The sequence below is a fragment of the Nonomuraea sp. NPDC049129 genome, assembly GCF_040648495.1.
Classification (GTDB): domain Bacteria; phylum Actinomycetota; class Actinomycetes; order Streptosporangiales; family Streptosporangiaceae; genus Nonomuraea.
Genome location: NZ_JBEZDU010000002.1, coordinates 712,188 through 738,302, shown reverse-complemented (window position 1 = coordinate 738,302; position 26,115 = coordinate 712,188). Strand labels below are relative to the sequence as shown.

General features: G+C 70.9%; 21 protein-coding genes. 8 read left to right on the top strand and 13 right to left on the bottom strand.

Annotated features, from left to right (window positions below; translation table 11 throughout):
* Positions 1-108: 108 nt before the first annotated feature.
* A complete protein-coding gene (locus AB0B64_RS08385; RefSeq protein ID WP_357960297.1) occupies positions 109-831 on the bottom strand; it encodes a TetR/AcrR family transcriptional regulator in 723 nt (240 codons plus the stop codon).
* A 100-nt stretch (positions 832-931) separates the two neighbouring features.
* On the opposite strand from AB0B64_RS08385, the gene AB0B64_RS08380 reads away from it, so the two are divergent.
* Positions 932-2,377, top strand: a complete 1,446-nt coding sequence (locus AB0B64_RS08380) for an MFS transporter (protein ID WP_357960300.1) — start codon at positions 932-934, stop codon at positions 2,375-2,377.
* Positions 2,378-2,423: 46 nt separating this feature from the next.
* On the opposite strand, the gene AB0B64_RS08375 is transcribed toward AB0B64_RS08380, so the two are convergent.
* From AB0B64_RS08375 to AB0B64_RS08355, 5 genes are read right to left on the bottom strand one after another with little or no spacing between them, the layout of a single operon-like run.
* Positions 2,424-3,596 carry a VWA domain-containing protein gene (locus tag AB0B64_RS08375; protein ID WP_357960303.1) on the bottom strand — a complete coding sequence of 391 codons (1,173 nt, stop codon included), beginning with the start codon at positions 3,594-3,596 and terminating at the stop codon, positions 2,424-2,426.
* 45 nt (positions 3,597-3,641) lie between these two features.
* The gene (locus AB0B64_RS08370) at positions 3,642-6,122 is read right to left on the bottom strand and encodes a DUF5682 family protein (protein ID WP_358175690.1); all 2,481 of its coding nucleotides are present in this window, start codon (positions 6,120-6,122) and stop codon (positions 3,642-3,644) included.
* Positions 6,119-7,183 carry an AAA family ATPase gene (locus AB0B64_RS08365; protein ID WP_219536275.1) on the bottom strand — a complete coding sequence of 355 codons (1,065 nt, stop codon included), beginning with the start codon at positions 7,181-7,183 and terminating at the stop codon, positions 6,119-6,121. Before AB0B64_RS08365 ends, AB0B64_RS08370 begins: the two co-directional genes overlap by 4 nt.
* Positions 7,180-8,604, bottom strand: coding sequence for a DUF5691 domain-containing protein (locus AB0B64_RS08360; RefSeq protein ID WP_357960311.1), 1,425 nt, complete (start codon positions 8,602-8,604; stop codon positions 7,180-7,182). Before AB0B64_RS08360 ends, AB0B64_RS08365 begins: the two co-directional genes overlap by 4 nt.
* On the bottom strand, positions 8,601-10,361 hold the full coding sequence (locus AB0B64_RS08355; RefSeq protein ID WP_358175687.1) for an SWIM zinc finger family protein: 1,761 nt from the start codon (positions 10,359-10,361) through the stop codon (positions 8,601-8,603). The genes AB0B64_RS08360 and AB0B64_RS08355 overlap by 4 nt, the downstream gene beginning before the upstream one ends.
* Before the next feature lie 265 nt (positions 10,362-10,626).
* Here AB0B64_RS08355 and AB0B64_RS08350 point away from each other — a divergent pair, with 265 nt between their 5' ends.
* The 3 genes from AB0B64_RS08350 to AB0B64_RS08340 all read left to right on the top strand — a co-directional run bounded on the left by AB0B64_RS08350 (position 10,627) and on the right by AB0B64_RS08340 (position 12,969).
* Complete coding sequence (locus tag AB0B64_RS08350) at positions 10,627-11,181, top strand: cupin domain-containing protein (protein WP_358175684.1); 555 nt, start codon at positions 10,627-10,629, stop codon at positions 11,179-11,181.
* Between the two features lie 77 nt (positions 11,182-11,258).
* A complete protein-coding gene (locus tag AB0B64_RS08345; RefSeq protein ID WP_357960318.1) occupies positions 11,259-11,816 on the top strand; it encodes an NUDIX hydrolase in 558 nt (185 codons plus the stop codon).
* A gap of 502 nt (positions 11,817-12,318) precedes the next feature.
* The gene (locus AB0B64_RS08340; RefSeq protein WP_225289552.1) at positions 12,319-12,969 is read left to right on the top strand and encodes a response regulator transcription factor; all 651 of its coding nucleotides are present in this window, start codon (positions 12,319-12,321) and stop codon (positions 12,967-12,969) included.
* Here the strand turns inward: AB0B64_RS08340 and AB0B64_RS08335 are convergent.
* The 5 genes from AB0B64_RS08335 to AB0B64_RS08315 all read right to left on the bottom strand — a co-directional run bounded on the left by AB0B64_RS08335 (position 12,961) and on the right by AB0B64_RS08315 (position 19,013).
* The gene (locus AB0B64_RS08335; RefSeq protein ID WP_358175681.1) at positions 12,961-14,097 is read right to left on the bottom strand and encodes an MFS transporter; all 1,137 of its coding nucleotides are present in this window, start codon (positions 14,095-14,097) and stop codon (positions 12,961-12,963) included. The genes AB0B64_RS08340 and AB0B64_RS08335 overlap by 9 nt on opposite strands.
* 38 nt (positions 14,098-14,135) lie before the next feature.
* Positions 14,136-14,900, bottom strand: coding sequence for an SDR family oxidoreductase (locus AB0B64_RS08330; RefSeq protein ID WP_358175679.1), 765 nt, complete (start codon positions 14,898-14,900; stop codon positions 14,136-14,138).
* 13 nt (positions 14,901-14,913) lie between these two features.
* Positions 14,914-15,711: a family 3 encapsulin nanocompartment shell protein gene (locus AB0B64_RS08325; protein WP_358175676.1), complete on the bottom strand. Its 798-nt coding sequence runs from the start codon at positions 15,709-15,711 to the stop codon at positions 14,914-14,916.
* A 36-nt stretch (positions 15,712-15,747) separates the two neighbouring features.
* The gene (locus tag AB0B64_RS08320; protein WP_357960328.1) at positions 15,748-17,532 is read right to left on the bottom strand and encodes a carbamoyltransferase C-terminal domain-containing protein; all 1,785 of its coding nucleotides are present in this window, start codon (positions 17,530-17,532) and stop codon (positions 15,748-15,750) included.
* Between the two features lie 116 nt (positions 17,533-17,648).
* Positions 17,649-19,013, bottom strand: coding sequence for an FAD-binding oxidoreductase (locus AB0B64_RS08315; protein WP_358175673.1), 1,365 nt, complete (start codon positions 19,011-19,013; stop codon positions 17,649-17,651).
* Between the two features lie 176 nt (positions 19,014-19,189).
* Between AB0B64_RS08315 and AB0B64_RS08310 the strand changes: the two genes are divergently transcribed.
* Genes AB0B64_RS08310 through AB0B64_RS08295 form a run of 4 tightly spaced genes read left to right on the top strand, consistent with a single transcriptional unit; the run spans position 19,190 to position 24,105 of the window.
* The gene (locus tag AB0B64_RS08310) at positions 19,190-20,467 is read left to right on the top strand and encodes an aminotransferase class I/II-fold pyridoxal phosphate-dependent enzyme (protein ID WP_358175670.1); all 1,278 of its coding nucleotides are present in this window, start codon (positions 19,190-19,192) and stop codon (positions 20,465-20,467) included.
* Complete coding sequence (locus tag AB0B64_RS08305) at positions 20,464-21,381, top strand: sulfotransferase (protein WP_358175667.1); 918 nt, start codon at positions 20,464-20,466, stop codon at positions 21,379-21,381. The genes AB0B64_RS08310 and AB0B64_RS08305 overlap by 4 nt, the downstream gene beginning before the upstream one ends.
* A 19-nt stretch (positions 21,382-21,400) precedes the next feature.
* Positions 21,401-22,963, top strand: coding sequence for an AMP-binding protein (locus AB0B64_RS08300; protein WP_358175664.1), 1,563 nt, complete (start codon positions 21,401-21,403; stop codon positions 22,961-22,963).
* Between the two features lie 2 nt (positions 22,964-22,965).
* Positions 22,966-24,105: an acyl-CoA dehydrogenase family protein gene (locus AB0B64_RS08295; RefSeq protein WP_357960343.1), complete on the top strand. Its 1,140-nt coding sequence runs from the start codon at positions 22,966-22,968 to the stop codon at positions 24,103-24,105.
* 9 nt (positions 24,106-24,114) lie between these two features.
* Here the strand turns inward: AB0B64_RS08295 and AB0B64_RS08290 are convergent, their stop codons facing one another.
* Together AB0B64_RS08290 and AB0B64_RS08285 are read right to left on the bottom strand one after the other, a co-directional pair.
* A complete protein-coding gene (locus AB0B64_RS08290) occupies positions 24,115-24,777 on the bottom strand; it encodes a nucleoside monophosphate kinase (RefSeq protein ID WP_357960346.1) in 663 nt (220 codons plus the stop codon).
* Positions 24,778-24,780: 3 nt separating this feature from the next.
* Complete coding sequence (locus tag AB0B64_RS08285) at positions 24,781-26,025, bottom strand: ROK family protein (RefSeq protein ID WP_357960349.1); 1,245 nt, start codon at positions 26,023-26,025, stop codon at positions 24,781-24,783.
* Positions 26,026-26,115 lie beyond the last annotated feature (90 nt).

Sequence of the window (26,115 nt, the reverse complement as noted above, 5' to 3'; positions counted from 1 at the left end):
CGGCAAACTATGCCGAACCCCCTGCTCAGCACATCGGGCGCCAGCCCTAGGCCCTTGGACTTAGGGAATCCGGGGCCGGTCGGCCTAAGGCATCCGGGGCCCGTCAGCCTAAGGCATCCGGGCCTCGAGACCGTCGATCATCAGATCGAGGCCGTACTCGAAGCGCGCCCGCCCGTCGTCGGCGATCAGATCGTCGACGTGCTCGGCGATGTGCGGGAACCGCTCGGCAGGCAGGGCGCGGTAGTGGCTCTCGATGTGGCCGACGAACGACTTGAAGTATTCCTCCAGGCCGAGACCCGTGGCCCGCATCCTGCCGAAGTGCAGCGAGCCCTCGAAGGCGTCGCCGGTGATGTAGAGGGAGATCCGGTCAACGGCGAGCGAGGCGTCACGCGGTGCCATGCCCGCGTCGATGAGCAGGCCGAAGACGTATTCGGCGATCCGCAGCGCGTTCGGGCCCACGGGGATGCTGGCCAGCGCGGCCCTGGCCACGTCGGCATGGCTGCCCAGCACCCGGTGGCACTCGATCGCGTACTCGCGCAACTGCTCCTTCCAGCGGGCCGGATCGGGGTCGGCCAGGTGGATCTCGCCGAGCACCCGGTCATAGATGAGCTCCAGGAGCTCCTCCTTGTTGGCGACGTGCGCGTAGAGCGAGGCGGGCCCGGTGTCGAGCTCCTGCGCGACGCGGCGCATGCTCAGCCCGTCGAGGCCCTCGGCGTCAAGGATCCGCAATCCCGTCTCGACGATCAGGTCCTGGCTCAGCTGCCGCCTGAGCTGAACCGGCTTACGCGCCTTGCGCCACGGCGGGGTCGGGACGTTCTCGCTGCTTCCCATGACGAACACTGTACTTGACACGAACGCTGTTCGCCACTAAAACGGTGTTCGTAGCGAACGGTGTTCGTAGTAAGAAACGGTGTTCTACCAAGGAGTCCTCATGACCGTCACCGCCCCCCAGGCGGACTCGGAGGTCCAGCCCTACCGCTGGCGCTGGGTCGCGCTGTTCGTCATCCTGGCCGCCGAGGTCATGGACCTACTGGACGCGCTGGTCACCTCCATCGCCGCACCGACCATCCAGAAGGATCTGGGCGGCTCGTCGAGCCTGGTGCAGTGGCTGGTGGCCGGTTACACGCTGGCCATGGCCGTCGGCCTGATCACCGGTGGCCGGCTCGGCGACCTCTACGGCCGCAAGCGCATGTTCGTGATCGGCGCCCTGGGCTTCACCGCCGCCTCATTGCTGTGCGGGATCGCCGCGAACCCGGAGATGCTGATCGCCGGCCGCGTTGTGCAGGGCTTGTTCGGAGCCGTGATGCTGCCGCAGGGGCTCGGCCTGATCAAGGAGATGTTCCCGCCGCGGGAGATGGGCAAGGCGTTCGGCATGTTCGGCCCGGTCATGACGATCTCGTCCGTGGGCGGCCCGATCCTGGCCGGCTGGCTGATCGACGCCGACCTGTTCGGCACCGGCTGGCGCATGATCTTCCTGATCAACCTGCCACTCGGGCTGGCCGCCGCGCTGGCCGGGATGCGGTTCCTGCCGGAGTTCAGGCTCTCCAACGCCACCCGGCTCGACCTGGTCGGCATGCTGCTGGTCTCGGCCGCCGCGTTCCTGCTGATCTTCCCGCTCATCCAGGGCCGCGAGCTGGACTGGCCCGCCTGGACGTTCGTGTCGATGGCCGCCTCGATCGTGGTGTTCGCCGTCTTCGGCCGGTACGAGAGCCGCCGCGCCGCTTCCGGAAAGGACCCGCTGGTCACGCCGAGCCTGTTCCGCAAGCGTGCCTTCTCCGGCGGGCTGGTGGCCGGGCTGGCCTTCTTCTCCGGCATGATCGGCCTCAGCCTCGTTTTCACCCTCTACACCCAGGTCGGGCTCGGCTACAGCCCGCTCAAGGCCGGCCTCACCGGTCTGCCGCAGGCCATCGGCGGCGTGATCGGCTTCGGCCTGGCCATGTCGGGCCTGCAGGAGAAGCTCGGCCGCGGCCTGCTGCAGATCGGCACCGCGGTGATGGCGGTGGGCGCGGGCGTGCTGGGCCTGACCATCCACCTGGTCGGCACCGACGTCAGCCCCTGGCAGCTGTCCCCCGGCCTGGCCTTCGTGGGCATCGGGATGGGCCTGACCATGGCGCCGTTCTTCGACATCGTGCTCTCGGGCGTCGAGCCGCACGAGTCCGGCTCGGCGTCGGGCACGCTGACCGCGACCCAGCAGCTCGGCGGCGCGCTCGGCAGCGCCCTGCTCGGCACGCTCTTCTTCAACCTGCTCAAGAGCCAGTGGAGCTTCGGCTCGGCGATGCAGGTCACCATCTGGGTCGAGATCGGGCTGCTGGTGCTGACCTTCCTGCTGGCGTACCTGCTGCCGCGCAAGTCCAGTGTGGAGCAAGCGGGGCACTGAGGTTCTCAAGGGCCGCGACCTGGCGTCGCGGCCCTTTCGCCACGTTTCAGGAACCCATGCCGACATGCCGTTCGGCCCACTGGGCGATGTCGCGGCGCTCGATCGCGGCGGCCATCAGGTCCGGGAACGCGTCAGGCGTACACGCGAAGGCCGGGACCCCCATCGCGGCCAGCGCGGCGGCGTTCTCGTGGTCGTAGAAGGGCGCGCCCTCGTCGGACAGGGCCAGCAGCACGATCACCTGGACGCCCGCCTGGGTCATCGCGGCGACCCTGCGCAGCATCTCCTGCCGCACACCGCCCTCATAGAGGTCGCTGATGAGGATGAAGATCGAGTTGGCCGGCCGCGTGATGAGACCCTGGCTGTAGGCGATGGCCCGGTTGATGTCCGTACCGCCGCCTAGCTGCGTGCCGAACAGCAGCTCGACCGGGTCATGCAGCTGATCCGTCAGGTCCACCACGGCCGTGTCGAACACCACCAGCGACGTCTTGAGCGACCGCATCGAGGCCAGCACCGCGCCGAACACGCTCGAGTAGACCACCGAGGCCGCCATCGACCCGCTCTGGTCGATGGCGAGCACCACCTCGCGCTGCACGGACCGCTGCCTGCGCGCGTAGCCGACGAGCCGCGAGGGGACGACCGTGTTCTTCTCGGGCAGGTAGTTCTTGAGGTTCGCCCTGATCGTCCGGTCCCAGTCGATGTCGGACACCCGCTTGGGCCGGTGGGTCCTGGCCGAGCGGTCGAGCGCGCCGGTGACGGCGGCCCTGGTCTTCTGGGCGAGCCTGCGTTCGAGCTCCTGTACGACCCTGCGCACCACCGCCCTGGCCGACTCGCGCGCCTGGTCGGGCATGACCCGGTTGAGCGCCAGCAGCGTGCCGACCAGGTGTACGTCGGGCTCGACGGCCTCCAGCATCTCGGGTTCGAGCAGCAGCCTGGTGAGGTTGAGCCGCTGGATCGCGTCCTTCTGCATGACCTGGACGACGGTCGAGGGGAAATAGGTTCTGATGTCGCCCAGCCACCGCGCCACCCGGGGCGCCGAGGCGCCTAGGCCGCCGTCGCGGTCGTACACGGCGGCCAGCGCCCGGTCCATGTCCGCGTCGGCGCCCTCAAGCCCGCCTGCCCCGCCCGCGCCTCCTTGGCGGCCCGCGCAGATGCCGTCGGCGTCGCCGCCGCCCAGCACCAGCCGCCACCTGCGCAGCCGCTCGTCCATACGCTCAGTCATGCTCTCTCCCGCCGATCCGCGTTCTCCCCAAGATCGCCAGCACGCTCAGCCATGCTCTCCCCCGCCGATCCGCGCTCTCCCTAAGATCGCCAGCACGGTCCGCTCGGCCGCCGCCGCCCGCTGTTCGTCCACGGCCTGCTCCCCCGCCCGCCCGGACCACTCCGACCGCTCCGCCGATCGGACGCGCTCGCCGATCGCCCGGCGTTCTGGTGCGGCGAAGCTCCCGAACGTACGGCGGAGCAGCGGCAGCACGTCGACGAACTGCTCGCCGTCCAGCCCGGTCAGCCAGGCGTCGACCAGGCCGAGCAACCTCGGGTCGTGCACCAGCAGCAGCCCGCCACCGCCCAGGAAGCCCTCGATCCAGGAGGCGGCCCTGGTGGGCGCGTGGCCCCTGGACATCGCCCGCGACATCCGATCGTCGGCGTCGTCGAGCTCGCCGGCGTCGAGCAGGATCCTGGTCAGCCGTCCCTCGATCAGCCCGTGCAGGTCGGGGCGGTCACTCATCCCACGCAACGTGACCAGCCACCGGCTGAGCGGCGACGCCGCCTGACGGGAGGTCGGCGCCGCTGGCTCCTGCCCGACGGCCTCCGGCGCTGAGCCAATGGCCTCCGCCGATGTCGACCCGGCGGCCCGCTCTAGCGGCGAAGTGGTCGGTTCCTCTGACATCAGCGCGACGGCCGTGTGGACGGCGTCGACGCCGCTGAGCAGTGCGGCCGCTGCCTCGTCGTCGAGGCCGGTGACCGCGACGGGCAGGCCGACGCAGATGCGGTCGAGCATGGATCGGACGATCACCGCCAGCCCCTCGGCCGAGGTGCCGCGTACATCACCGTAGCGGTGGGCGCGGACCATCGCCGGTAGTGCGGCCATCAGGTGGGTGACGTCGGTGTCGAGCGCGGCCTTGGCCGAGAGGGCGGCCAGGACCTCGGGCAGCGCCTGCGGCAGGTCGGCCAGCAGGCAGCGTTCGACCAGCCCGGTCAGGTCGGCCAGCGTCACCGACGCCGCCGAGGCGAGGTCGCGGGCCCGCTGGGCGGCGGCGGAGGCGACCGTGATGCCGAGGGCCGCCGCCTCGACGAGCGCCAGGTCGAACTCCGGCCGCCACTGCAGCGTCCACGTCTCCCTGAACGTCCCCTTGCCCCTGGCCTCCCCGAGCACCCCCCACTCCACGTCGAGCAGCCGCAGCCGGTGCAGCAGGTGGCTGCGGTCGAGGTCGAGCGGCTTGCGCAGGTCGAGCCCCAACGCGCGGTCCAGCGCCTCGGGCTTCAGCTTGAGCCGTCGCTGCTGCTCACGCAGGTCGCGCTGGAGCGGCACCATGGGCGTGCCGTCGGAGACATGGCCGAGCCGGTCGCCGACGACCAGGCGCCGCTGGATCAGCTCCACCGCCAGGTCGTCGCCCTCGCACAGCACCGCCCTGGCCGCCTCGGTGACCTCGCCGAGCCCGGCCAGCGGGCGTCCACGCAGGGTGGCGAGGCTGTGTGCGAGGCGTACGGACTCGATGACGTGCGCGGACGACACCGCCAGGCCCTCGTCGCGCAGCACCGCCGCCGCTCCGGCCAGCCACCGCTCCACGGGCCGGTCGGGCGCGGTGAACAGGTGGTGGTACCAGCCGGGCGAGGAGATGCCCGCGCCATAGCCGCTCCACGAGGCCAGCCGCCCGTACGTCCACGGCACCCACGTCAGCTGCGCCTTCACCTTGGGCAGGCCACGCAGGAGCGCGTCGTCGGCCTTGGCCGGGGGCAGCGGGGCGGTCAGGGCGGGGACGTGCCAGGCGCCGCAGATCACCGCGATGCGGTCGTGGCCCTGTCTGATGGCGGTGCGGAGGGTCTTGCGCATGTACGCCTCGCGCCTGGCCTCCCGCTCGTCGGGCTCGTGGCCCTCGCGAACGGCGGCCATGGCCTCGGCGATCACCTCGAACGGGGTGTCGCCCCGGTGCTCGACGACGTCCTCCCACCAGCGCTCGGGATCGTCGTAACCGGCTGCGGCGGCCAGGGTGCCGATGGGATCGACCCGCAAGCGCTCGGGGTCGGAACCGGGCACAGGCTCGAGATCCGCCTCGGGGCCGGGCTCAAGGGTGGCGGCCCGAGGGTCAGGGCTGTCGGCTTTGGGGCTGTCGACGTCGGAGGTGCCGGGAGTGGCGGCGTCAGGAGTGACGGTTTCGGGGGTGTCAGCAGCGGGGGCGTCGGGGGCGACAGTGCCGGGGGTGTCGGCGTCGTGGGGATCGGCCAGGCTGTGGGCTGCCGGGAGGTCGCAGAAGCGTACCGGGATGCCGGCCGCCGTGCCGTACAGGATGGCCTGCCACTCGGGCGAGAACCCGGCGAACGGCCAGAAGGCCGCGCTGGACGCCTGGCCGGGCACATGCGCGAGCAGCGCGACGGGCGGTTCGAGCTCGGGCGCGAGGGCTACCAGTGCGTCGGCCTCCGGAGGTCCTTCGATGAGGATCAGGTCGGGGCGGAGGCGTTCGAGCTCCGCCCGCACGGCGCGCGCCGAGCCGGGGCCGTGGTGCCGGACGCCGAGGATCGAGACGCTCATGAGACCTCGCGGCAGGCGCGGTAGAAGTCGCGCCAGTCGGAGCGCTCGCGGACGACCGTTTCGAGGTATTCGCGCCACACCACCCGGTCGGACACCGGCTCCTGCACCACCGCGCCCACGATCCCGGCGGCCACGTCGGAGGGCCGTAGCACGCCGTCGCCGAAGTGGGCGGCGAGGGCGATGCCGCTGGTCAGCACCGAGATGGCCTCGGCCGTGGACAGAGTGCCGCTGGGGGATTTGACCTTGGTACGGCCGTCCTCCGTCACACCCGTACGCAGCTCCCGGAACACCGTCACCACGCGGCGGATCTCCGCCAGCCCCGTGCTGGTCTCGGGCAGCTCCAGCGAGCGGCCGAGCTGGGTGACGCGGCGCGAGACGATGTCCACCTCCTCCTCGGCGGTGGCCGGCACCGGCAGTACGACGGTGTTGAAGCGGCGGCGCAGGGCGCTGGACAGCTCGTTGACGCCCCGGTCGCGGTCGTTGGCGGTGGCGATGACGTTGAAGCCGCGTTCGGCCTGGACCTCGCGGTTGAGCTCGGGGATCGGCAGCGTCTTCTCCGACAGGACGGTGATCAGGGCGTCCTGTACGTCGGAGGGCATGCGGGTGAGCTCCTCGACGCGGGCGATCCGGCCCTCGGCCATGGCTCGCATGACGGGCGACGGGGTCATCGCCTCGACGGACGGGCCCTCGGCCAGCAGCCGCGCGTAGTTCCAGCCGTAGCGGATGGCCTCTTCTGCCGTCCCGGCCGTACCCTGCACCAAAAGGGTGGAGTCGCCGCTGATCGCGGCGGCCAGGTGTTCGGACAGCCAGGTCTTGGCCGTGCCGGGCACACCGAGCAGCAGCAGTGCGCGGTCGGTGGCCAGGGTGGCGACGGCGACCTCGACGATGCGGCGGGCGCCCACGTATTTCGGGGTGATCTGCCGGCCGTCGCCAAGGATGTACGTGGTCACGGCCCACGGTGACAGCTTCCATCCGGGTGGCCTGGTCCGGTCGTCGTCCTTGGCGAGTACGGCCAGCTCCTCGGCGTACTGATCTTCCGCATGGGGGCGCAGGACGGTCATGAGAGCTCCTTCATCAGGTCGGCACGGAAGCGCAGCAGGGCGGCGACCTGCTGGATGGGCTGAACGGGCGAGTAGTTCTCGGCCAGCTCGGCGAGCGCCGGGTCGATGTGCTCGCCGGCCAGTTTGATCAGCTCACCGAGGTTCCATGGCTGGGTGGTGGCCACTTTGGTGATCTTGCGGAGGACCGCTGTCGCCAGCTTCTCCCGCCAGTGCGAGGACACACCGCCCAGCACCATGATCAATTGGCTGTCCAGGTCATGCTTTTTCACGAAATCGGCGGCAAGCTGTTGCTGCTCGTCCGGCCCCAGCGCCTCCAGCAGATCCGCGATCGGGTCCCACGCGAACATCGCCCGCGCCCACTCCGGATCCCGCTGCAGCACGGCCGCGCGCACCCAGGCGGTCTTCACCTCGCCGTCCCAGTCAGGGATCTTCATCTTGAGCAGCTTGGCGGGGCTGCCCCAGAGAGCGAGGGGCGCGCGGGCGATGACCTGCTGGAGCCACCAGGCCCGCTCACCGGTGCCTCGCGGGGGCTTGGCCCGGATGCCGTCGCGCTCCATCGCCTTGTCACACGCTGTGGGCGCCTCGACGATGATCGTGCGCTTGGTGACGGTCAGGCAGCTTCGCGCGCGTACGGCCATGCGCTGGGCCAGGCGCGACTCGGGGAGGCGGGTGAGGAGGTTGGCGGCCTGCTGGCGTACCTCTCGCCTACGGTCGTCGAGGGCCTGCTCCAGGAACGGCTCGTCGTCCATCGACAGCCCGTCGGCCAGCACCTCGACGAACGCCGCCCGGTCGTCCGGCCCCTCACGCTCCCAGCCCGCCTCCAGCAGCGCCCTGGCCTGCTTGGGGTCGTGCCTTCGGAGGTGGCTCAGGTAGGCGCGGCGGTCGGCCGAACTGCCCAGCTCCCACGTCTCGCCGGTCGGCTCTTCGAGCAGGTACGCCCAGTCGGGGTTCAGGGCGGCCAGCCACCTGCCGCGCTGCCCGGCGACCAGGCCGAGATTCGCTCTGATCGACTGGTCGCGTCTGCCCCGGTCGAGGAGTTCGGGCAGGACGTACGGGGGCACTCTGCGGCCTGCGGTGGAGGCGGCGGCCAGCCATTCGGGGAGCAGGCGGTCGTACTCGCCGCCCAGGATCCTGGCCAGGCGCTCGGCGGCCTGGGCGGTCACGGCGGGCAACTCCTCGTCTTTCGCCCACCCCTGCTCGGTGGCCCCACCCGCTGCCGCCTCACCCGCCGGTGCCTTGCTCTCGGCCCCCTCACCCGCTGTCGCCTGGTCCTCGGTCCTGTCGGCCTTGGTCGTCTCGATGAGTTGCTGACCGGCGCGGCGGCGCACCACTTCTACGGCGGCGCTTTCAAGCAGGTCTCCCTCGTACGGCCTGCGGTCGGTGCCGACCAGTGCCGTCGATGCCAGGTCGTCCCAGGTCACAGGATCACCGCCGTTCCGTCGTCGGCCCAGGTGGTCAGCGGGCGCAGGCCCAGTGGGGTCCACTCGGCGGCCACGGTCACCGGCCGCCCGCCGGAGACGGCGATCAGCCGCCACGGGTCACGTGACCTCGGGTGCAGCGGGAACCCGCCCACAGAAGTGCGGCCGGGAACCACGCCTGCCAGCACGACGGGCCAGGAGTCGGTCCACGGGTCGGCGGCCACGGCGGCGGCGATCTCACCGAGCGCCGTCTCCGGCGAAACCCCAGGCGGAACACGACCACCGAGATCTCTCCGACCGCCGAAATCAGCCCCACCGTCGAGATCCGCTCGATAGTCGGGGGCGCTCCGGCCTGTGGCTTCGCCCTGGTCGGCGAAGGTAGTCCGGTCGGTGGGAAGGCTTCGAGGGGTGGCGTGGCGGGTGGCCACCAGGGCGCGGAGGGGTGCGGCGCCCGGGTAGAAGGCGACGTCGGCGTCGATCGTGGTGCCGGTGACCAGCGAGGCGTCGAGTGGCTGGCCGGAGGCGGCGAAGGACAGGATCAGCGCCGCCCGGCCGGTGTCATGGCCCCGGAGCCATACCCGGCGGGCGGTCAGCCGGTCGTGTTCCTCGTCGCGTCTGCCCACCACATGCCACCGGTCGCGTACGACCGGCCGGACCAGCACGTCCTCCCGCGCGACGGGGAAGCCCGCGCGGATCAGGACGGTCTGGCGCAACGGCCCCGGCAGCTCGGCGCGCCGCCGGTAGGCAACCGCCAGCAGGTTGATCAGCGAGTATTCGGCCAGCAGCCGACTCGGCCAATCGTCGGCCATGCGCACCTCCCGCAACCGGGAGAGCGCGTTGGCGACGCCCGGCGCCTGGGCATCGACGAGGCGTTTGGCCAGGTCGTCCCATTCGTCGGCGTCGGTCCCCGCCAGGCCCTGCCGCACCTGGTCGGCCAGCCACCGTTCGAGCTCGGCCAGTCCGGCACTCACCCGCGCATGCCGAACGGACTCGACCCCTGCACCCCGCCCACCACTTGACCTACCAGTGGAGGACGGCCCGGAGCCCAGACCGGACCCACCGCCAGCCGCCGCGCCCGAGCCTTGCCCGCCTTCCGAGCCCGAGCCCAAGCCCGAGGACGTGCCCGAACCTGAACCCGAATCAGTTCCCGAGATCGTGCCCGGCCCACCGCCTGAGGCCGCGCCCATGTCCGTCGCCTTGCCCGATCCGCCGTCCAAGCCCATGTCCGTGTCCGACGCCGCGCCCCATCCGCCGTCCGAACCAGACCCCACGCCCGTGCCCGTGTCCGACGCCGTGCTTGGGTCGGCGCCCGACCCGGCGTTCGGCGTCGGATCCGATTCGGGCCAGTCGGCCAGTTCTGGGTCGCTCTCGGCTTCCGCGGCGGCACGGGCGCGGGCGGCCTCGAGCTTGGCCGCCGCCTTGGCGGCACGTTCCTTACGCATAGCGACCCACTCCGCCGCCCACGGCGGCAGCGAATCGGCGGCGGGAACCCCATCTGCCGACCACATGAGCAGCAGCCCGAGCGCGTGCTTGCACGGGAACTTCCGGCTGGGACAGCTGCACCGATATGCGGGCTCGGAGAGATCGACACACGCCATGTAGGGCGTGGCTCCACTCCCCTTGCACTCACCGAACAGCACGTCGTCAGTCGTGCCGCGCAAGCTCCATTTGCCAGGTGTCGCCACGCCCTGCGCCGCCTTCTGGGACGAGGCGTCGGGGGCGAGAGCGAGCACCTGATCACGGCTCCACCGTTCGATCACTTGCCGCAGACTAGCCAGCTCGACCGACAATTACTGCCCGCTCAGACCGATCCGCCAAGAAGATCCACACGGCTACTGGTCAGGGTGAGATGACGTCGCTCCACCCCACTCCTGTCAGTCGCTCCCCTGCGCTCCTGTCGGTCGGTCCACCCCACTCCTGTCACTCGGTCCACCGCAGTCGTCGGCACACCGGCACCCGGGCGATCCGTTCGCCACCCAACCGACCTCACCGCCGCCGCGCACCCCAGCACGTAGGATCACCCACGTGGAGCTGACGATCTATCCCAGCGGCCCGGCCATCGAGGTCGCCGACGAGGCTGAGGCCCTGGCCAGTGAGCTGGACGGCCAGCTGGTCCTCGACGGCACCCGCTTCCTGCGCCGTGACGTCACCGGCGCGGCGATCGCGTTCGTGGAGCGCCCGCCCATCGCCCGCGCCCTCGACCTGCTGCCCCATCCCGAGGGCGGCTGGTTCCGCGAGACCTGGCGGAGTCCCGTCACCTTCCTGCCCGCCGGTTATCCCGGGCCTCGCGCCTCCGCCACCGGTATCTACTTCCTGCTGGGTCCTGGCGAGGAGTCGGTGCCGCACGTGGTCCGGTCCGACGAGGTGTGGCTGTGGCATCGGGGCGGCCCGCTGGACCTGACCATCGGCGACGAGAGCGTCATCCTGGGCCCGCTGGTCGAGGACGGCCAGGTGCCGCAGGCCGTGGTGCCGGGCGGCGTGTGGCAGTCGGCCCGGCCCGCCGGCGGCGAGGAGGTGCTGGTCAGCTGCGTCGTCTCACCGGGATTCGACTTCGCCGACTTCACCGCGCGGACCGAGTAGAAGCCATGGACAGACTTCACCGCGCGGACCGAGTAGAAGCCACGGACAGACTGCACCGCGCGAACCGAGTAGGAGCCATGGACGTACGACCGGACAGCGAACACCCGATCAGGCGCCTCTCGACCGAGGTCGTGTACGAGAGCCCGTACCTGCGCATGCGCGAGGACCGCATCCGCCGCCTGGACGGTTCCGAAGGCATCTACTCCTACGTCGAGAAGCCCGACTACGCGCTGGTCATCCCGGTCGAGAACGACGGGCTGCACCTGGTGGAGCAGTACCGCTACCCGATCCGCGCCCGGTCGTGGGAGTTCCCGCAGGGCACGTTCCCGCAGATGCGGACCGGTGACCCCGAGCACCTGGCACGCGAGGAGCTGCGCCAGGAGACCGGCCTGACGGCGGCGGACATGCGGCACCTGGGACGGCTGAGCTGCGCCAAGGGCATGTCGTCACAGAGCTTCGACGTGTTCGTGGCCACCGGGCTGGAGCCGGGGCCCAACGAGCTGGAGGTCGAGGAGCAGGACCTGCTGCATCGGTGGTTCAAGCGCACGGACTTCGAGGCCATGATCCGCGACGGCGAGATCACGGACGCGGCGACGCTGGCGGCCTACACGCTGTTCCTGCTCTCGAACCAGTAGGTCATCCCGCTCGAACGACACCAAGGGCAAATCGGCTTAAAGACGGGATCATCGAGAATCCCCGCTGGGTCCTCGGATTCGATAGGACGATGCTAAAGCGCCGTGTGCAGAGCACTGCGCCTTTTCGCCCTGCGGCTTCCACGGCTTCCTCGCAGGGGAGCCACCGTGAACGGCTCCCGGATCCGCGCGGCCACACCAGGGTTACCCAGGCGGCCGTGGCGTTGAGCAGCAGCGCGTGCTGGACGGCGGGGGCGATCACCCGGCCGTTGAGCGGGCGACGGGACAAGCCGTGGAGACGGACAGTGGCCATCGTCGCCCCACCTGTCGCACACGCCACGACGCATTACCCACTTGTCCAGCTCCGAGTCGGACCAAATGTCAAGATGCTGCGCCCCCTAGAAATCCCTGATTTCGCGTGTACATCCCCGGCGTAACCGAACAGATGTGACATGCTGCCCACAAATCACGGAAAAGAGTTCGCATGTGCGGTGCGTCACTAAGAGTGATTATCTGTGATAAATACGCGATCACGCGGTTCGGCCTACTGTCGATCCTGGCCTCCCGGGACGACGTCAACGTGATCGAGACCACCGACAGCGGCGTCCATGCGATCATGCTCGCCCGCAAGCATCATCCCGAGGTCGTGGTCACCGGGCTGACCCTCGGCGGGCTGTCCGGGCTGGAGCTGATCCAGCGATTACGGGCCGAGAAGCTGGACCCCGAGCCTCGGGTGGTCGTGTTCACCGTCGACCATACCGACCAGACGGTCACCGACGTGCTGCGCGCGGGCGCGAACGGGCTGCTGACCCAGGATTCCACGCAGGACGAGGTCGTCGCCGTCATCAGGGCGGCGGGCCGGGGGCAGACCATGCTCTCGCCCGTCGTGACGCAGCGGCTGGTCGACTGGTTCAGGCAGCGGGAGCCCCCTCCCGCCGAGCTGGAGCAGCCCACGCTGGCCGGGTTGACGCCGCGCGAGCAGCAGGTGCTGCTCCTGGTCGCGCAGGGGCGGTCGACCGAGGAGGTGGCGGGAGAGTTGTACATCGGGGTCAGTACGGTACGCACCCATTTGCACCGCCTCCGCGCCAAGTTGAAGGCTAAGGACCGGGCCCAGCTGGTCTCCTTCGCCTACCGCTCCGGCCTCATGTCAACCTGACCGCCGCGCAGGGATCTGGCGCGTCGCCAGCGGCCCGAGGGCGAGTGAGCCGAGTACGACGGCCGCCGCCAGCGCGAACGTCCCCGGGTAGCTGATGTCCGCGACCACCCCGCCGACCAGCCCCGCGAGCCCGAAGAAGATGTCGTACAGCGAGCTCAGCGCCCCCAGCGCGGCCCCCCGCTCCACCTCCGGCGCCCGGCTGATCGTGATCATCGCGAGCGACGGGTAGAGCAGGGTGAACCCGGCCCCCGACAGCACCGCCCCCGCCGCCGCCACCCACCAGCCGGGCGCGAAGCCGATCATGGCCAGGCCGGCGGCCTGCGCGAGGCTCGACGCGACGATCACCGGCATCGGGCCGAGCCGGTCCGGGAGGCGGCCGGCCACGAGCCGGGTCACGATGTACGCGGCGCTGAACACGCTGAGCAGTACGGGCCCGTTGGAGATCCCTCTGGAAGACAGGGCCAGCGCGCCGAAGCCCACCAGCACGCCGTACCCGAACGCCCCCATGCCCAGCGCCAGCCCCGGCAGCACCGCCGCGCCCGGGATGAGCTTGCGCGACACGACCGGCAGCCGCGCGCCGGACGGCAGCAGGCTCAGCACCGCGACGGCGAGGAGCGGCAGGACCACGGCGGCGGCCCACACCGCCGGGTAGGAGCCGAGACGGTACAGCGACTCGCCCAGGGCGGGCCCGGCCATGAAGCCGCCCCACATCGCCAGGCCGTACCAGCCGACGATCTGGCCCCGGCGGTTCTCGGGCGCGAGCTGGACCGTCCACACCGAGCCCGCCGTGAACAACAACGCCTCGGCGACGCCCATGACGAGCCTGGTGGTGATGAGGCCGGGCAGGCCCCACGGGAGCGCGTACAGGGCGCCGACGACGGCGGCCAGCGCCGAGCCGGCCAGCATCAGCCGGCGACCGCCGAAGCGCTGCGCGAGCTGGCCGCCGTAGGGGCGCAGTGCCAGGGTTACCGCCGCGGTCGCGGTGAAGGCCGCGCCGACGGCGAACGGCGTGCCGCCCAGCTCCTCGGTCACCAGTCGCGGGATCACCGGCACCGCCGCGCCGAACGCCGTGAACGTGACGAACAGCGCCGCCACCAGCCCGGCGAACGTCCGCGCCCAGGGGGTCACAGGCCGCAGGCGCCGTCGCCGGCCATCAGCAGGAACGCTCACAGGCCGCGGGTGTTGCCGCCGTCCACCAGCAGCACCACGCCCGTGATGAAGGAGGTGTGCTCACTGGCCAGGAACGCGGCGATCGCCCCGAAGTCGCCCGGCCGTCCGATCCTGCGCATCGGCAGTCCCTCGGCCACCCGCGCCAGCGCCGCGTCCGCCTCGTCACCGAACTGGTGGTCCAGCGCGGGCGTGCGGTGGAAGCCCTGGGCGAGGACGTTCACGGTGATGCCGCGCGGGCCGAGGCTCGGTACGAGCCCCTTGGCGAAGCCCAGCACGCCCAGCCGGGCGACGGCCGACAGACCGGTCAGGGGCAGCGGCTGGCGTACCGCCTCCGAGGTGAGCATCAGCACCCTGCCCCAGCCGGTGTCCAGGTGCGGCAGGGCGGCCAGGACGACGCTCACGTGCGGGATCGTGTTGTCCTCCAGCGCCCGCCGGTACACGGGCACGTCGAACTCCTCCAGCGACCCGTGCGGCACCCCGCCCGAGCTGCTGACCACGATGTGCAGCGAGTCGAACTCGTCGGCGGTGCGCCCCACCCATTTGGCCACGGCCGCCTCGTCGCGCACGTCCACGCTGGTGCTGAGCACCCGTCCCGGACCCGCGGCGTCGATCTCGGCGTGCGCCCGCGCCAGCCGGTCGGGCTCGCGCGCGCAGATGGAGACGTGCGCACCCTCGGCCGCCAGCGTGCGGGCCACGGCCAGGCCGAGCCCGCTGCTGGCCGCCGCCACGAGCGCGACACGTCCGTTCAACCCAAGGTCCATGACCCAACACCTCTCAGGAGAGCAGCAGGAAGTGCTGCGGCAGATGTACGGTCAGGCCGACGCGGGTGCTCGCCTCGATGACCTCGGTGTCCCTGCGCAGCCGCAGCGTGGACTGCGCGGGGTCGAGCAGCGTCACGGCCGCGCGGAAGTCGCCGAGCAGCGCGTCCCCCGCGCCGATCATGCGGGTGCGCGAGACGCGGATGCCGGCCGTCGCCAGCCGGTCGAGGGTCCCGTCCCGGACCAGCTTCCAGTACAGGCCGGGGTGGGTGACGATCCCGTCGCACGAGCCGCCGGTCTCCTCGACCTCGGCCGCCGCCGCGGTCAGCACGTCCTCGGGATCGCCGTCGAACGGCGCGTGCCGTGACTCCGCCAGGTGCAGCAGCCCGTCGATCGCGCCGTCGCCGGAGCCGTGCAGCAGGATCTGGTTCTCGACCGTGGACAGCCGTACGAGCACGCGGTAGTCCACGAAGGCGGCGAGCAGGCCGGGCTCGTCAAGGACCCCCTTGGGCACGGGCACGCCGACCTTGACCTCGGTCAGGCCGGCCACGCGGACGCTGGCGGCGAAGACGGACTCGGGCGTCTCGGCGTACGACGTCCCCGACGGCGCCAGCTCAGCCGGTGGCGCCTCATGGACGTAGGGCACCTGCCCGTCGCCCACCTTCGCGCTCTTCAGCAGGTGCCGGACCGTGTAGCGCGGCCGGGTCTTGAACAGCGGGAACGCCTCGGTCAGCGCCAGCCGGTACGGTACCTCGACGTCGCCGCCGTTCCGCGAGCCCGCCACCGCCCACGCGAACTCCTCGCCAGGAGACATGCCTCGTCCCTCCCCGGAAAACCGTTTAAATGGTTGTCAACGCTGAGCTGATTTGGTGGCTACAAACCGTCCGAGCACGAGGTAATCCATCTCGGTCTTCAGGAAGCAGTCCATGGCGTCGGCCGGAGAGCACACGATGGGCTCACCGGCCACGTTGAACGAGGTGTTGATGAGACAGGGCACCCCGGTCAGCTCGGTGAAGGCACGCAGCAACTCCGCCAGCAGCGGGTTGTCCTCCTCGCGGATCGTCTGAATCCTGGACGTGCCGTCCACGTGCGTGGCTCCGGGAATCAGGTCGCGGTAGCCGGGCCGTACGGGGAAGACGAACGTCATGTACGGCGACGCCCGCTTCTTCCCCATCTCGAACACCTCGGGGGCCACATCCTCGAGGACGACGGGCGCGAACGGCCGGAACGGCTCCCGGTGCTTGATCCGGTCGTTGATGATGTCCTTGATATCGCCGAAGCGGGGATTGGCGAGAATGCTCCGGTTGCCCAGCGCGCGCGGCCCGTATTCGGTCCGGCCCTGGAACCAGCCGAGCACGCACTTCTCCCGCAGCAGCGCGGCCGTCTCCCGCGCCACGTCGCCGGGTGCCAGCTCACGCCATTCGACGCGCCCCGCGTGGGCGTCGAGGGTGGCGAGGATCTCGTCGTCGCCGTACGCGGGCCCCAGGTAGGGCGAGCCGGAGACCCGCGGCTTGTCGCCCGCCTCCTGACTGGCGTAGAAGGCGGCGCCGATGGCCACACCCGGGTCGCTGGCGCCGAAGCTCACGTCCATCTCGGCGAACCTGGAGCCTTCGAGCAGCTTGGTGTTGTTGACGCAGTTCAGCGCCAGGCCGCCCTCGAACAGCAGTCGCGGGAGCGCGCTGCGCTCCTCCAGCGCGCGCAGCTGGTGGGCCGTCACCGCCTCGACCATCTCCTGGGCGGCCGCGGCGACCCGGACCCGCACGTCGAAGTCCTCCCGGCCGTCCGGGTCGGTGTCGAAGATCCGGTCGAACAGCGCGTAGTAGGCGCGTACGGCCCGCGGCGCGTAGGGGATGGTGTAGCGGCCGTTGTCCGTCAGCGCCACCACGTGCTTGAGCAGCGGGTTGGGCTCCGGCGGCGGGCCGTGGCCGGCCAGGCCCATGACCTTGTACTCGTCGTTGTTGGGCATGAAGCCGAGATACCTGGTCAGCACCGCGAACAGCAGGGCCAGCGAGTTGTCCCCGTCCACGGTCGCGTCGTCGAACAGGCGCACCTTGCCGTCGCGTACCTCGCCGAGGATCGCCGACAGCCACTCCGCCCGGCCGTCGCTGACCACGAAGGCCGCCTCCCCGCCCCCGGACAGGTGGTATCCCGTCATCAGGTGGGCGAGGTGATGCGGCACCGTGACCAGCTTCTCGGCGGTCAGCGGGTGGCCCGTGTGCTCGTGGAAGTCGGCGAGAATGGCCTCCTGGCTGAAAATCCTGGTATAGGTGTCGTCGAGCCGCCGCAGCCTGGCGAATTTCTTGTCCACCGGTGCGTCGGCGTCCACGATCTCGGCGATCATGTTGTTCATCACGTCCTGGGAGAAACGCCAGGAATGCGCGAAGACATCGACCTCGTCGTACGTTTTCCCGGCCGCCCTTAAAACCCATTCGATGGCCCGGGCCGGAAACCGGGCGGTCTTCTTCTCGCGATTGAGCCGCTCCTCCTCGACGGCCGCGACCAATTCCCCGTCTACCATGAGGGCCGCCGAGGAATCGTGGCCGTAGAGCATGTGACGGTCGATTCCCGTCGACCCGTAATAACGCGCGAAGAGTTCGGCGACCTTACCGAACCCGTTGTATCCGAGGACGATCACGAGAACTCCTTGCGGTGAAGGACTCGGGTCCCACCAGTGAAGGTCATGCCGCCCTGGACGGCGTCCACCTGGTGATGACCCCGGGGGCGACGCATCGTTGAGCCGGTGGACGCGGCTCAGCGGACGGGTGAGGGCGCGACGTTGTAGTTGGCGCGGAAGAAGTTGTCCGGGTCCAGCCGCCGTTTCACCGAGGTCAGCCGGTCGAAGGCCGTCTCGCCGAAGGTCTTCCTGGCCCGGTCGCCGGTGGACGCATAGTTGATGTAGCCGTCGCCCCAGCGGCTGTACGGCTCGGCGACGGCCGAGACGGACCGCGCCCAGGCGGTCCGCTCCTCGTCGGCGGCCGGGTCGGCCCAGATCGCCGTGCCCGTGATGTTGAAGGCGGCGCCGCGGAAGGGCACGGCCGTGGCCTCGGCGGGCACCCGCCGCACCGCGCCGTGCAGCGCCTCGACGAGGATTCCGTCTCTGAAGGGCCCCAGCCAGCGGCCGGCCAGGAACCGCTCGACCAGCGCGTCGGCCAGCGCGTCCGGCAGGGCCTCGGCGAAGCGGGCGCTCCAGTAGTGCCTGAGCCCGAACGCCAGACGGCCGAGCGCGGCCTGCAGCGACAGGTACGACCTGGGCATGAGCTGCCAGTCGAGGATCTCCGGCCCGCGCAGCCGCTTCTCCAGCGCCGCCCGGTAGCCCTCGTCGTCGCCGCTGTAGGCCACGCAGATCACCGCCGCCGGGACGTGCGTGGGCCCGTACCTCTTCAGGAACAGCGTGCAGTTGAGCTCGTCGGGCGCGTCGAGCATGAGCTCGCGGAACAGGCGCACGGCCCGGCCGAGCTCGGCGCGCGGATAGGCCACGCAGCCCCCGTACAGCAGGCCCACCGGGTGCGTACGGAAGCGGAACTCCGTCACCACGCCGAAGTTGTGGCCAGCGCCGCGCAGCGCCCAGTCGAGCTCGGGATCGCGCTCCGCGTCCACCTCGACCACCTCCCCCGCTGCCGTGACGAGCTGGTAGGAGAGCACGTTGTCGCAGGTCAGGCCGTATCTGCCCATCAGGTGTCCGAGGCCGCCGCCCAGGGTCAGGCCGCCGACGCCGGTGGTGTCGAAGGTGCCGCCCGTGGTGGCCAGCCCGTACGCGGTGGTCGCCAGGTCCATCTGGCTCCAGGTGGCGCCGCCGCCGACCGTGGCGGTGCGCGCGCCCGGATCGACCGTCACCGAGCTCATCAGCCGCAGGTCGATGACCAGCCCGTCCTCGACGGAGGCGTACCCGGCGACGTTGTGCCCGCCGCCGCGCACCGCCGTGGCCAGCCCGGCCTCGCGGGCGGTACGGATCACCGCCCGCAGCTCCGCGACGTCACGCGGCAGGCAGATCAGCCGCGGCCGCAGATCGTGCATGCCGTTGAAGAGCAGCCGCACCTCGTCATAAGCGGGGTGGCCGGGTCCGACCACCCGATCGGGACAGGCGGCGTTCAGGGCGTTCAGCGTGGAGACCGTCACTGGCTCGTTCCTTTCTCGGGCCGAGGTTCTTCGACGGCTTATCACGCATTTGTGACACACGCGAGGGGGTTGTCTTTCCGGGGACTTGCCGCGATAGTCGGCTCTTAGGTCCAGCGCGTAATTCACTACCCGACCAAATAGCTCACGTTATTTGTACCAACAGATTCGAGGGACCGGTGAATCCACCCCTGACCACCTGGCCCACTTATGACAAGGGAGATGTCTTCCTCAGCCCGGAGGACATCACCGCGGCGATCGAGGCGCTGCGCGCCCGGTTGTTCTTCCGTTACGATTTCCGACCGCACGAGGAGACATTTACCGGGCTCTTCGAACGACGGCTGTGCGAGGTGTTCGGCGCCGGGCACGCGCTGGCCTGCGCCAGCGGCACCACCGCGATCACCCTGAGCCTGCTCGCGCTCCAGCTGCCCGCCGGCTCGCCGATCGCCTGCCCCGCGTTCACCTTCGCGGCCACGCCGAGCGCGATCCTGCTCGCCGGGCACCGGCCGGTGCTCGTGGAGTGCGACGAGAACCTGCACCTGGACGTGCGCGACCTGCGCCGGGTGTTCGACGAGGGCGCCAAGGCGGTCGTGGTGGTGCACATGCGCGGATTCGCCAGCGACATGCCGGAAATATGCCGACTGGCGGAGGAGTACGGCGCGTTGGTGGTCGAGGACGCGGTGCCCGCCCTCGGCGCGCGGCTCGACGGCCGCTACCTGGGTACGTTCGGCCACTTCGGCGCCTTCAGCACCCAGTCCGACAAGTCGCTCAACACCGGCGAAGGCGGGTTCCTGCTCACGGACGACCCCGAGGCGTACGCCCGTGCGGTGGTCTACAGCGGCGCCTACGAAGGCCGGATGGCCCGCCACTTCCCCGGCAAGGTCCCGGACGTCGACGACCGCGCGTACCCCATCTTCAGCTTCCGCATGGACGAGATCAGGGCGGCGCTGGCCGGAGCCCTGCTCCAGCGGCTGCCCGACCGGCTGGCCGCCCATCGCCGCAACTACGACTACGTGACCGAGCGGCTGGCGGACCTGGACGGGATCGCGCTGCGGCAGCCGGTGGCACCGGGCGCCTACCTCGGCGAGGCGCTGGTCTTCCGGCTGCCGGGGGCCACGCCGCGGGAGTGCGTCGCGTTCGCCGAGGCCGTCGCGGCCGAGGGGGTCGACGCCCGCGCGCTCGGCGACCGCGACGACGTCAACGTACGCGCCTTCTGGAACTGGCGCTTCCTGCTCGGCGACAACCCGGAGGCCGCGCGGAGCCTCTTTCCGACGTCGGCGCGCTATGTCAGCGAGGCGATCGACATCCCGCTCTCGGCGAACCTGGACCTGGCCGACTGCGACCGTCTGGTGACCGCCGTCAGAAAAGCCGCCGCCGGAAGAGCACCCGCCACAAAGCCCGCCGCCACAAAGCCAAGCAGTGAGAGCGCCGTCGCCGGACGGACCGCGAGCCGATGACGCCCACAGCGCCGCGAGTGCTCTACGTCACGGGCTGGTGCAGATCGGGCAGTACGCTGCTCGGCAACCTGCTCAACGAGCTGCCGGGCGTCGCGCACGTGGGCGAGCTCAACTACCTGTGGTCCAACGGCGTGCTCGGCACCGGCACCAACAGCACCTGCGGCTGCGGCAAGGACCTCCAGGACTGCGACGTGTGGCGGCGGGTGCTGCGTGAGCTGGACGGTCACACCCTCGCGACGGAGATGATCGGCCTGCACAACGCCCGTCTGCGCACCCGCTTCACCCAGGAGCGGCTGCGCGAGGCACGGGGCATGGCCCGGCCGCCGCGCGACGTGCGGCGCATCAGCGAGGTCAAGCGGCGCCTCTATACCGCGATCGGCGCGGCGCTGGGCGCCGAGGTGATCGTCGACACCTCCAAGTTCCCCGCCGAGGCGGCCCACCTCATGGGCCTGCCCGACCTGCGGCCCCAGGTGCTGCACATGGTGCGCGACCCCCGGGCGACCGCCTATTCGTGGCACCGCGCCAAGGGCTACATCCCGGCCATGAGCCCCCTGCGCAGCAGCGCGTACTGGACCTGCTTCAACGCCGCGTCGGAGTGGATCGCGCGCGCCTACCCCGGCAGGTGCCTCAGGCTCAGGTACGAGGACTTCGCCGCGCGGCCCGCCGAGACGATCGGCCAGGTCATGGCGTGGGCGGGTCTACCCTCCCCCGGCCCGGTGATCGACGGCAACACCGCCCGGCTCGGCGTCAACCACACCGTCACCGGCAATCCCGACCGGTTGCGCACCGGGCCCGTGGCCATCAGGCCCGACGACGCCTGGCGCACCGCCCTGCCGGCCTCGAGCGTCGCGCTGAGCACCCTCGCCGCGCTACCGCTCATGAGCAGGTACGGCTACCGCCTGACCAGCCCCTGATATGGCGATGGGAGCACCCATGAACTGGCGAAGCGACGCCGAGCACTGCTACCGGGAAGGCTGGTGGCGGGACGGCACGCCCCTGGACGACCTCCGGCGGGCCGTGGAGCGCTCACCGGGCCGCGTCGCGATCACGGCGCACCAGGCGGGCGCCGCCGACCTGGCCAGGCTGACGTACGCGGATTTATCGCGACTCGTGGAGCGGTTCGCCGGGGCCCTGACCGAGCTGGGCGTCGGCCCGGGTGACGTGGTCGCGCTCCAGCTGCCGAACTGGTGGCAGTTCCCACCGCTCGCGCTGGCCTGCATGCGGGTCGGCGCGGCGGTCAACCCCATCATCCCGATCCTCCGCAAACGCGAGGTCGGCTTCATGCTGGAACGTACGGAAGCGAAGGTCTGCGTCGCGCCCGCGTCGTTCCGCGGCTTCGACCACGCCGGGATGCTCGCCGAGATCGCCAAGGAGGTGCCGACGCTGCGGCACGCGGTGACCATCGGCGGCGGCCCGCTCGACTTCGACGACGTCTTCATGTCCGGCGGCGACGTCCGGCTCGGCCGGCCGGAGGCGGGCCCCGACGACCTGGCCCAGGTGATGTTCACCTCGGGCACGACGGGCGAGCCCAAGGGCGTCATGCACACCCACAACACGCTGTACGCCGGCATCCGCACCGAGGCGGAGGCCCTCGGGCTGGATGAGGATCTGGTCGTCCACATGGGCTCGCCGCTCACCCACCAGGCCGGGTACCTCTACTGCTTCCTGATGCCGCTCCAGCTCGGCGGCCGGGCGGTGTTCCAGGACGTGTGGGACCCGGACGTCATGCTCGGCCTGGTCGAGTCGGAGGGCGTCAACTTCGGCATGGGCGCCACCACGTTCGTGGTCGACGCCATCGCCGCGCAGCGGGCCCGGCCCCGGGACCTGCGGACCCTTGACTCCTTCGCGTGCGGCGGGTCGCCGATCCCGCCGAAGGTCGTGGAGGAGGCGGGCGAGGTGCTGGGCGTACGCATGTACGCGCTGTGGGGCATGACGGAGAACGCCACCGTCACGATCACCCGCCCCGAGGACCCGCCGGATCTCGCCGCGCGCTCCGACGGCCGCCCCGCCCCCTGGATGCAGGTCCGGATCGCCGGCGACCGCCTTCAGGTACGCGGCGCGAACCAGTGCGTGGGCTACTGGAAACGCCCCGATCTGTACGCCGAAGCTCTCACCAGCGACGGCTGGTTCGACACGGGCGACCTGGCCAGGGATGACGGCGAGGGCGGCATCCGGATCACCGGCCGGGCCAAGGACCTGATCGTCAGGGGCGGGGAGAAGATCCCCGTGGTCGAGGTGGAGGCCGCGCTGTGGCGGCACCCGCGGATCAAGGAGGCCGCGCTGGTGGCCTACCCCGATGAACGTCTCGGCGAGCGGGCGTGCGCCTTCGTCGTCCCGGACGGGGAGGCGCCGTCACTCACCGACGTACAGCTGCATCTGGAAGGACTCGGCATGGCCCGGCAGTTCTGGCCGGAACGCCTGACTGTCGTCGCCGAGCTGCCGAAGACGGCGTCGGGCAAGGTACAGAAGTTCGAGCTGCGCGAACGGATGGGCTGAGCATGGACTTCGCGTTCGACGACGAGCAGGAGCGGCTGCGCGCCCGGGTGCGCGACTTCGCGGCCGAGCGCCTCGCCCCGCACTACCAGTCCGACGATCGGGCCGCGGCCATGCGCCCCGAGCTGCCCGGCGAGCTGGCCCGCATGGGGCTGCTCGGCCTGCGCGTCCGTAAGGAGTACGGCGGCGCGGGCGCCGACGCCGTGACCACCGGCCTGGTGCTCGAAGAGCTCGCCCGCGCCGACGTGAACAGCTGCTACCTGGTGCTCAACGCCGCGCTCGTGGCCGACATCCTGCAGGCCAACGCCTCACCGGAGCAGCGGGGAGACTGGCTGCCCGCCCTGGCCTCGGGGGAGCTGATCCCGGCCATCTGCCTGACGGAGCCCGAGCACGGCTCGGACGCCGCCGCCATCGAGTTCCGCGCCACTCTCCAGGACGGAGCCTGGCTGCTGCACGGCGAGAAGACCTCGATCATGCTCGGCATGACCGCCACGCACGGCCTCGTCTTCGCCAGGACGGGCGGTCCTGGCGCCCGCGGCGTCACCGCCTTCCTCGCCGACCTGGCCGCGGCGAAGCGGGAGGCGTTCACCGACCTCGGCAACCGCGCCGTGGGCCGCGCCCACCTGACCTTCGACGGCCTGACCACCGGGCCCGAGACGATCGTGGGCGGCGAGGGCCTCGGCTTCGTCCAGGTCATGCGGGGCTTCGACTACTCGCGGGCGCTGATCGCGTTGATGGCGACGGGCACCGCGCAGGCGGCGATCGACGACGCGCTGGAGCGGGCACGCACCCGCACCGCCTTCGGCCGCCCGCTCGGCGCCTTCCAGGGGCTCAGCTTCCCCCTGGTGGAGTACGCCACGCAGCTGCGGGCGGGCAGGGCGCTCTGCTACGAGGCGCTGTGGCGCAAGGACCAGGGACTCCCGCACACGACCGAGGCGAACATGGTCAAGTGGTGGGTGCCGAGGATGGCCGCGGACGCCGTCCAGCAGGCGCTGCTCACGTTCGGGCAGGCCGGCTACTCGGAGGAGCTGCGGCAGGCCCAGCGGCTGCGCGACGTGATCGCGCTGCAGATCGCCGACGGCACCGCCCAGATCACCAAGCTGGTGGTCGCCCGGCAGCTGCTCGGCCGCGACGCCGCGCCCTGAGCCCGCCTTTTACGAGGCCGTCCTCTCTGCGGCGTACGGCGGCAGGTTGAGGCGGTCGCGGATGTTGCGCTGGACGGTGGCCTTGTCGTCGCGGGCGTCGACCGACACGACGTACTCCTTACCGCGGAACAGCTCCACGACCGGGTCGATCTTGTCGTGGTATTCGCGCAGCCGTGTGGCGAGCGCGTCCGGGGCGTCGTCCTCACGGGTGACGAGCTCGCCGCCGCACACGTCGCACCTGCCCTCGGTCGCGGGCCGGTGGGCGATCAGGTTGTAATCCATGCCGCAGCGCGAGCACAGCCGCCTGGCCAGGACCCGCCGCCGCACCTCCGCGTCGGGCAGGTCGAGGTGGATCACGCCGTCGATGTCGTAGCTCTCCAGGAAGAACTCCGCCTGCCGCCGGCTGCGCGGGAAGCCGTCGATGATGAAGCCGTAGTTCCAGTCGTGCTGCTGGAGTCGCTCCCTGACGACGTCCTCGACCAGGTCGTCGCCCACGAGCTCACCGGCCGCGACCAGGCGGCGGACCTGGGCGCCGAGCTTGGTGTGGACCTTGACATGCCAGCGGAAGATGTCGCCGACGCTGATGTGCACGAGGTCGAGGTCGGTGGCCAGCAGGGTGCTCTGGGTGCCCTTGCCGCTGCCCTGCACCCCGAGGATCACGTATTTCCGCATGTCTCATTCTCCCCCGGAGACGGGCAGCATGATCTCAGCGCCCGCCGCACCGCGATCGACGAGCTCCTGAACCCGCTGGGGAGCGTAGATCCCGTCCACGAGGAGCTGCGCGAGCCCGAGTATGCCCGCGTTGGGGTCGAGGTCGCTGCGGACGATCTGGAGATTGCGGGTGGCCAGCGGCAGTGACCGCCGGTAGACGATCTCGCGGATGCCGGCGAAGAGCTGCTCGTCGGTGTGCGCGAGCTGGCCGCCGATCGCGATGATGCGCGGGTTGAACAGGTTGACCGTGTCGGCGATGGCGCCGCCGAGGATGCGGGCGGCGCGCCGCGCCAGGCGGACCGCGGTCAGGTCTCCTGAGCGGATCAGCCGTACGGCGTCGTCGACGGTGGTGATGTCGTGGCCCGCCGCCTGGAGATCGCGCACGAGCGCCCAGCCCCCCGTGTAGGCCTCCACACAGCCGAGGTTGCCGCACCGGCAGAGCGGCGGCTCGGCCACGTCGTCGACCACGACCTGGATGTGGCCGATGTCGCCGGCCGCGCCGTCGGCGCCCCGGTGCACCTGGCCGCCCGCGATGAGGCCGGTGCCGACACCGGTGCCGATCTTGACCATGAGCAGGTGCGGGACGTCGGGGTAGCGCAGGCGCTGCTCGCCGAAGGCCATCGCGTTGACGTCCTTGTCGACCAGCACCGGGCAGTTGTAGCGGGCGGTGAACCAGCCCGGGATGTCGAAGCGGTCCCAGCCGGTCATGATCGGCGGGCTGACCACCCGCCCGCTCGCGAAGTCGACGGGACCGGGCACGTCGATGCCGATGCCGAGCACGTCACCTGGCTGGTGGCCCCGCTCGTTCAGCAGCTCGGCGAACAGCTCGGACACGATCGTGAGGATCGCCTCCGGACCGCTGGTCACCTCGGCGCGGACGTCCCGCTCGGCCCGCACCACCCCGCCCAGATCGCACACGGCGGTGCGCAGGCCGGTGGCGCCCACGTCGGCCACCAGCAGCACGCCCCGGTCGCGGTTGACGACGAACTGACCGGCGGGCCGGCCGCCCGTGCGCGCCTCCGTGGGTGCGGGGATGAGCAGCCCGGCGGTGAGCAGACCGTCGAGGCGCTGGTTGACCGTGGTGCGCGACAGGCCGGTAAGCCGCATGACGTCGGCCTTGGTGAGCCCGTCGGGGATGTCGCGGAACAGGCTGAGGATCTCGCCCGAGCTGACTCCCATCCGCAGCGCGGACACACCGGTTATGGCCATTAACCCACTCTATCGGCGACCGGGAGTGCTCGTAAGTCAAGAATGTTTCGACTTAAAAAGTCGAAACATGGGTTGTCAGAGTTCAGAAGT

Bases quoted from the DNA above. Each gene is read 5' to 3' on its own strand.
- AB0B64_RS08380 (WP_357960300.1), top strand. From the start codon at position 932: ATGACCGTCACCGCCCCCCAGGCGGACTCGGAGGTCCAGCCCTACCGC.
- AB0B64_RS08375 (WP_357960303.1), bottom strand. From the start codon at position 3,596: ATGACTGAGCGTATGGACGAGCGGCTGCGCAGGTGGCGGCTGGTGCTG.
- AB0B64_RS08325 (WP_358175676.1), bottom strand. From the start codon at position 15,711: ATGTCTCCTGGCGAGGAGTTCGCGTGGGCGGTGGCGGGCTCGCGGAAC.
- AB0B64_RS08370 (WP_358175690.1), bottom strand. From the start codon at position 6,122: ATGAGCGTCTCGATCCTCGGCGTCCGGCACCACGGCCCCGGCTCGGCG.
- AB0B64_RS08285 (WP_357960349.1), bottom strand. From the start codon at position 26,025: ATGGCCATAACCGGTGTGTCCGCGCTGCGGATGGGAGTCAGCTCGGGC.
- AB0B64_RS08365 (WP_219536275.1), bottom strand. From the start codon at position 7,183: ATGACCGTCCTGCGCCCCCATGCGGAAGATCAGTACGCCGAGGAGCTG.
- AB0B64_RS08330 (WP_358175679.1), bottom strand. From the start codon at position 14,900: ATGGACCTTGGGTTGAACGGACGTGTCGCGCTCGTGGCGGCGGCCAGC.
- AB0B64_RS08305 (WP_358175667.1), top strand. From the start codon at position 20,464: ATGACGCCCACAGCGCCGCGAGTGCTCTACGTCACGGGCTGGTGCAGA.
- AB0B64_RS08290 (WP_357960346.1), bottom strand. From the start codon at position 24,777: ATGCGGAAATACGTGATCCTCGGGGTGCAGGGCAGCGGCAAGGGCACC.
- AB0B64_RS08300 (WP_358175664.1), top strand. From the start codon at position 21,401: ATGAACTGGCGAAGCGACGCCGAGCACTGCTACCGGGAAGGCTGGTGG.
- AB0B64_RS08295 (WP_357960343.1), top strand. From the start codon at position 22,966: ATGGACTTCGCGTTCGACGACGAGCAGGAGCGGCTGCGCGCCCGGGTG.
- AB0B64_RS08345 (WP_357960318.1), top strand. From the start codon at position 11,259: ATGGACGTACGACCGGACAGCGAACACCCGATCAGGCGCCTCTCGACC.
- AB0B64_RS08385 (WP_357960297.1), bottom strand. From the start codon at position 831: ATGGGAAGCAGCGAGAACGTCCCGACCCCGCCGTGGCGCAAGGCGCGT.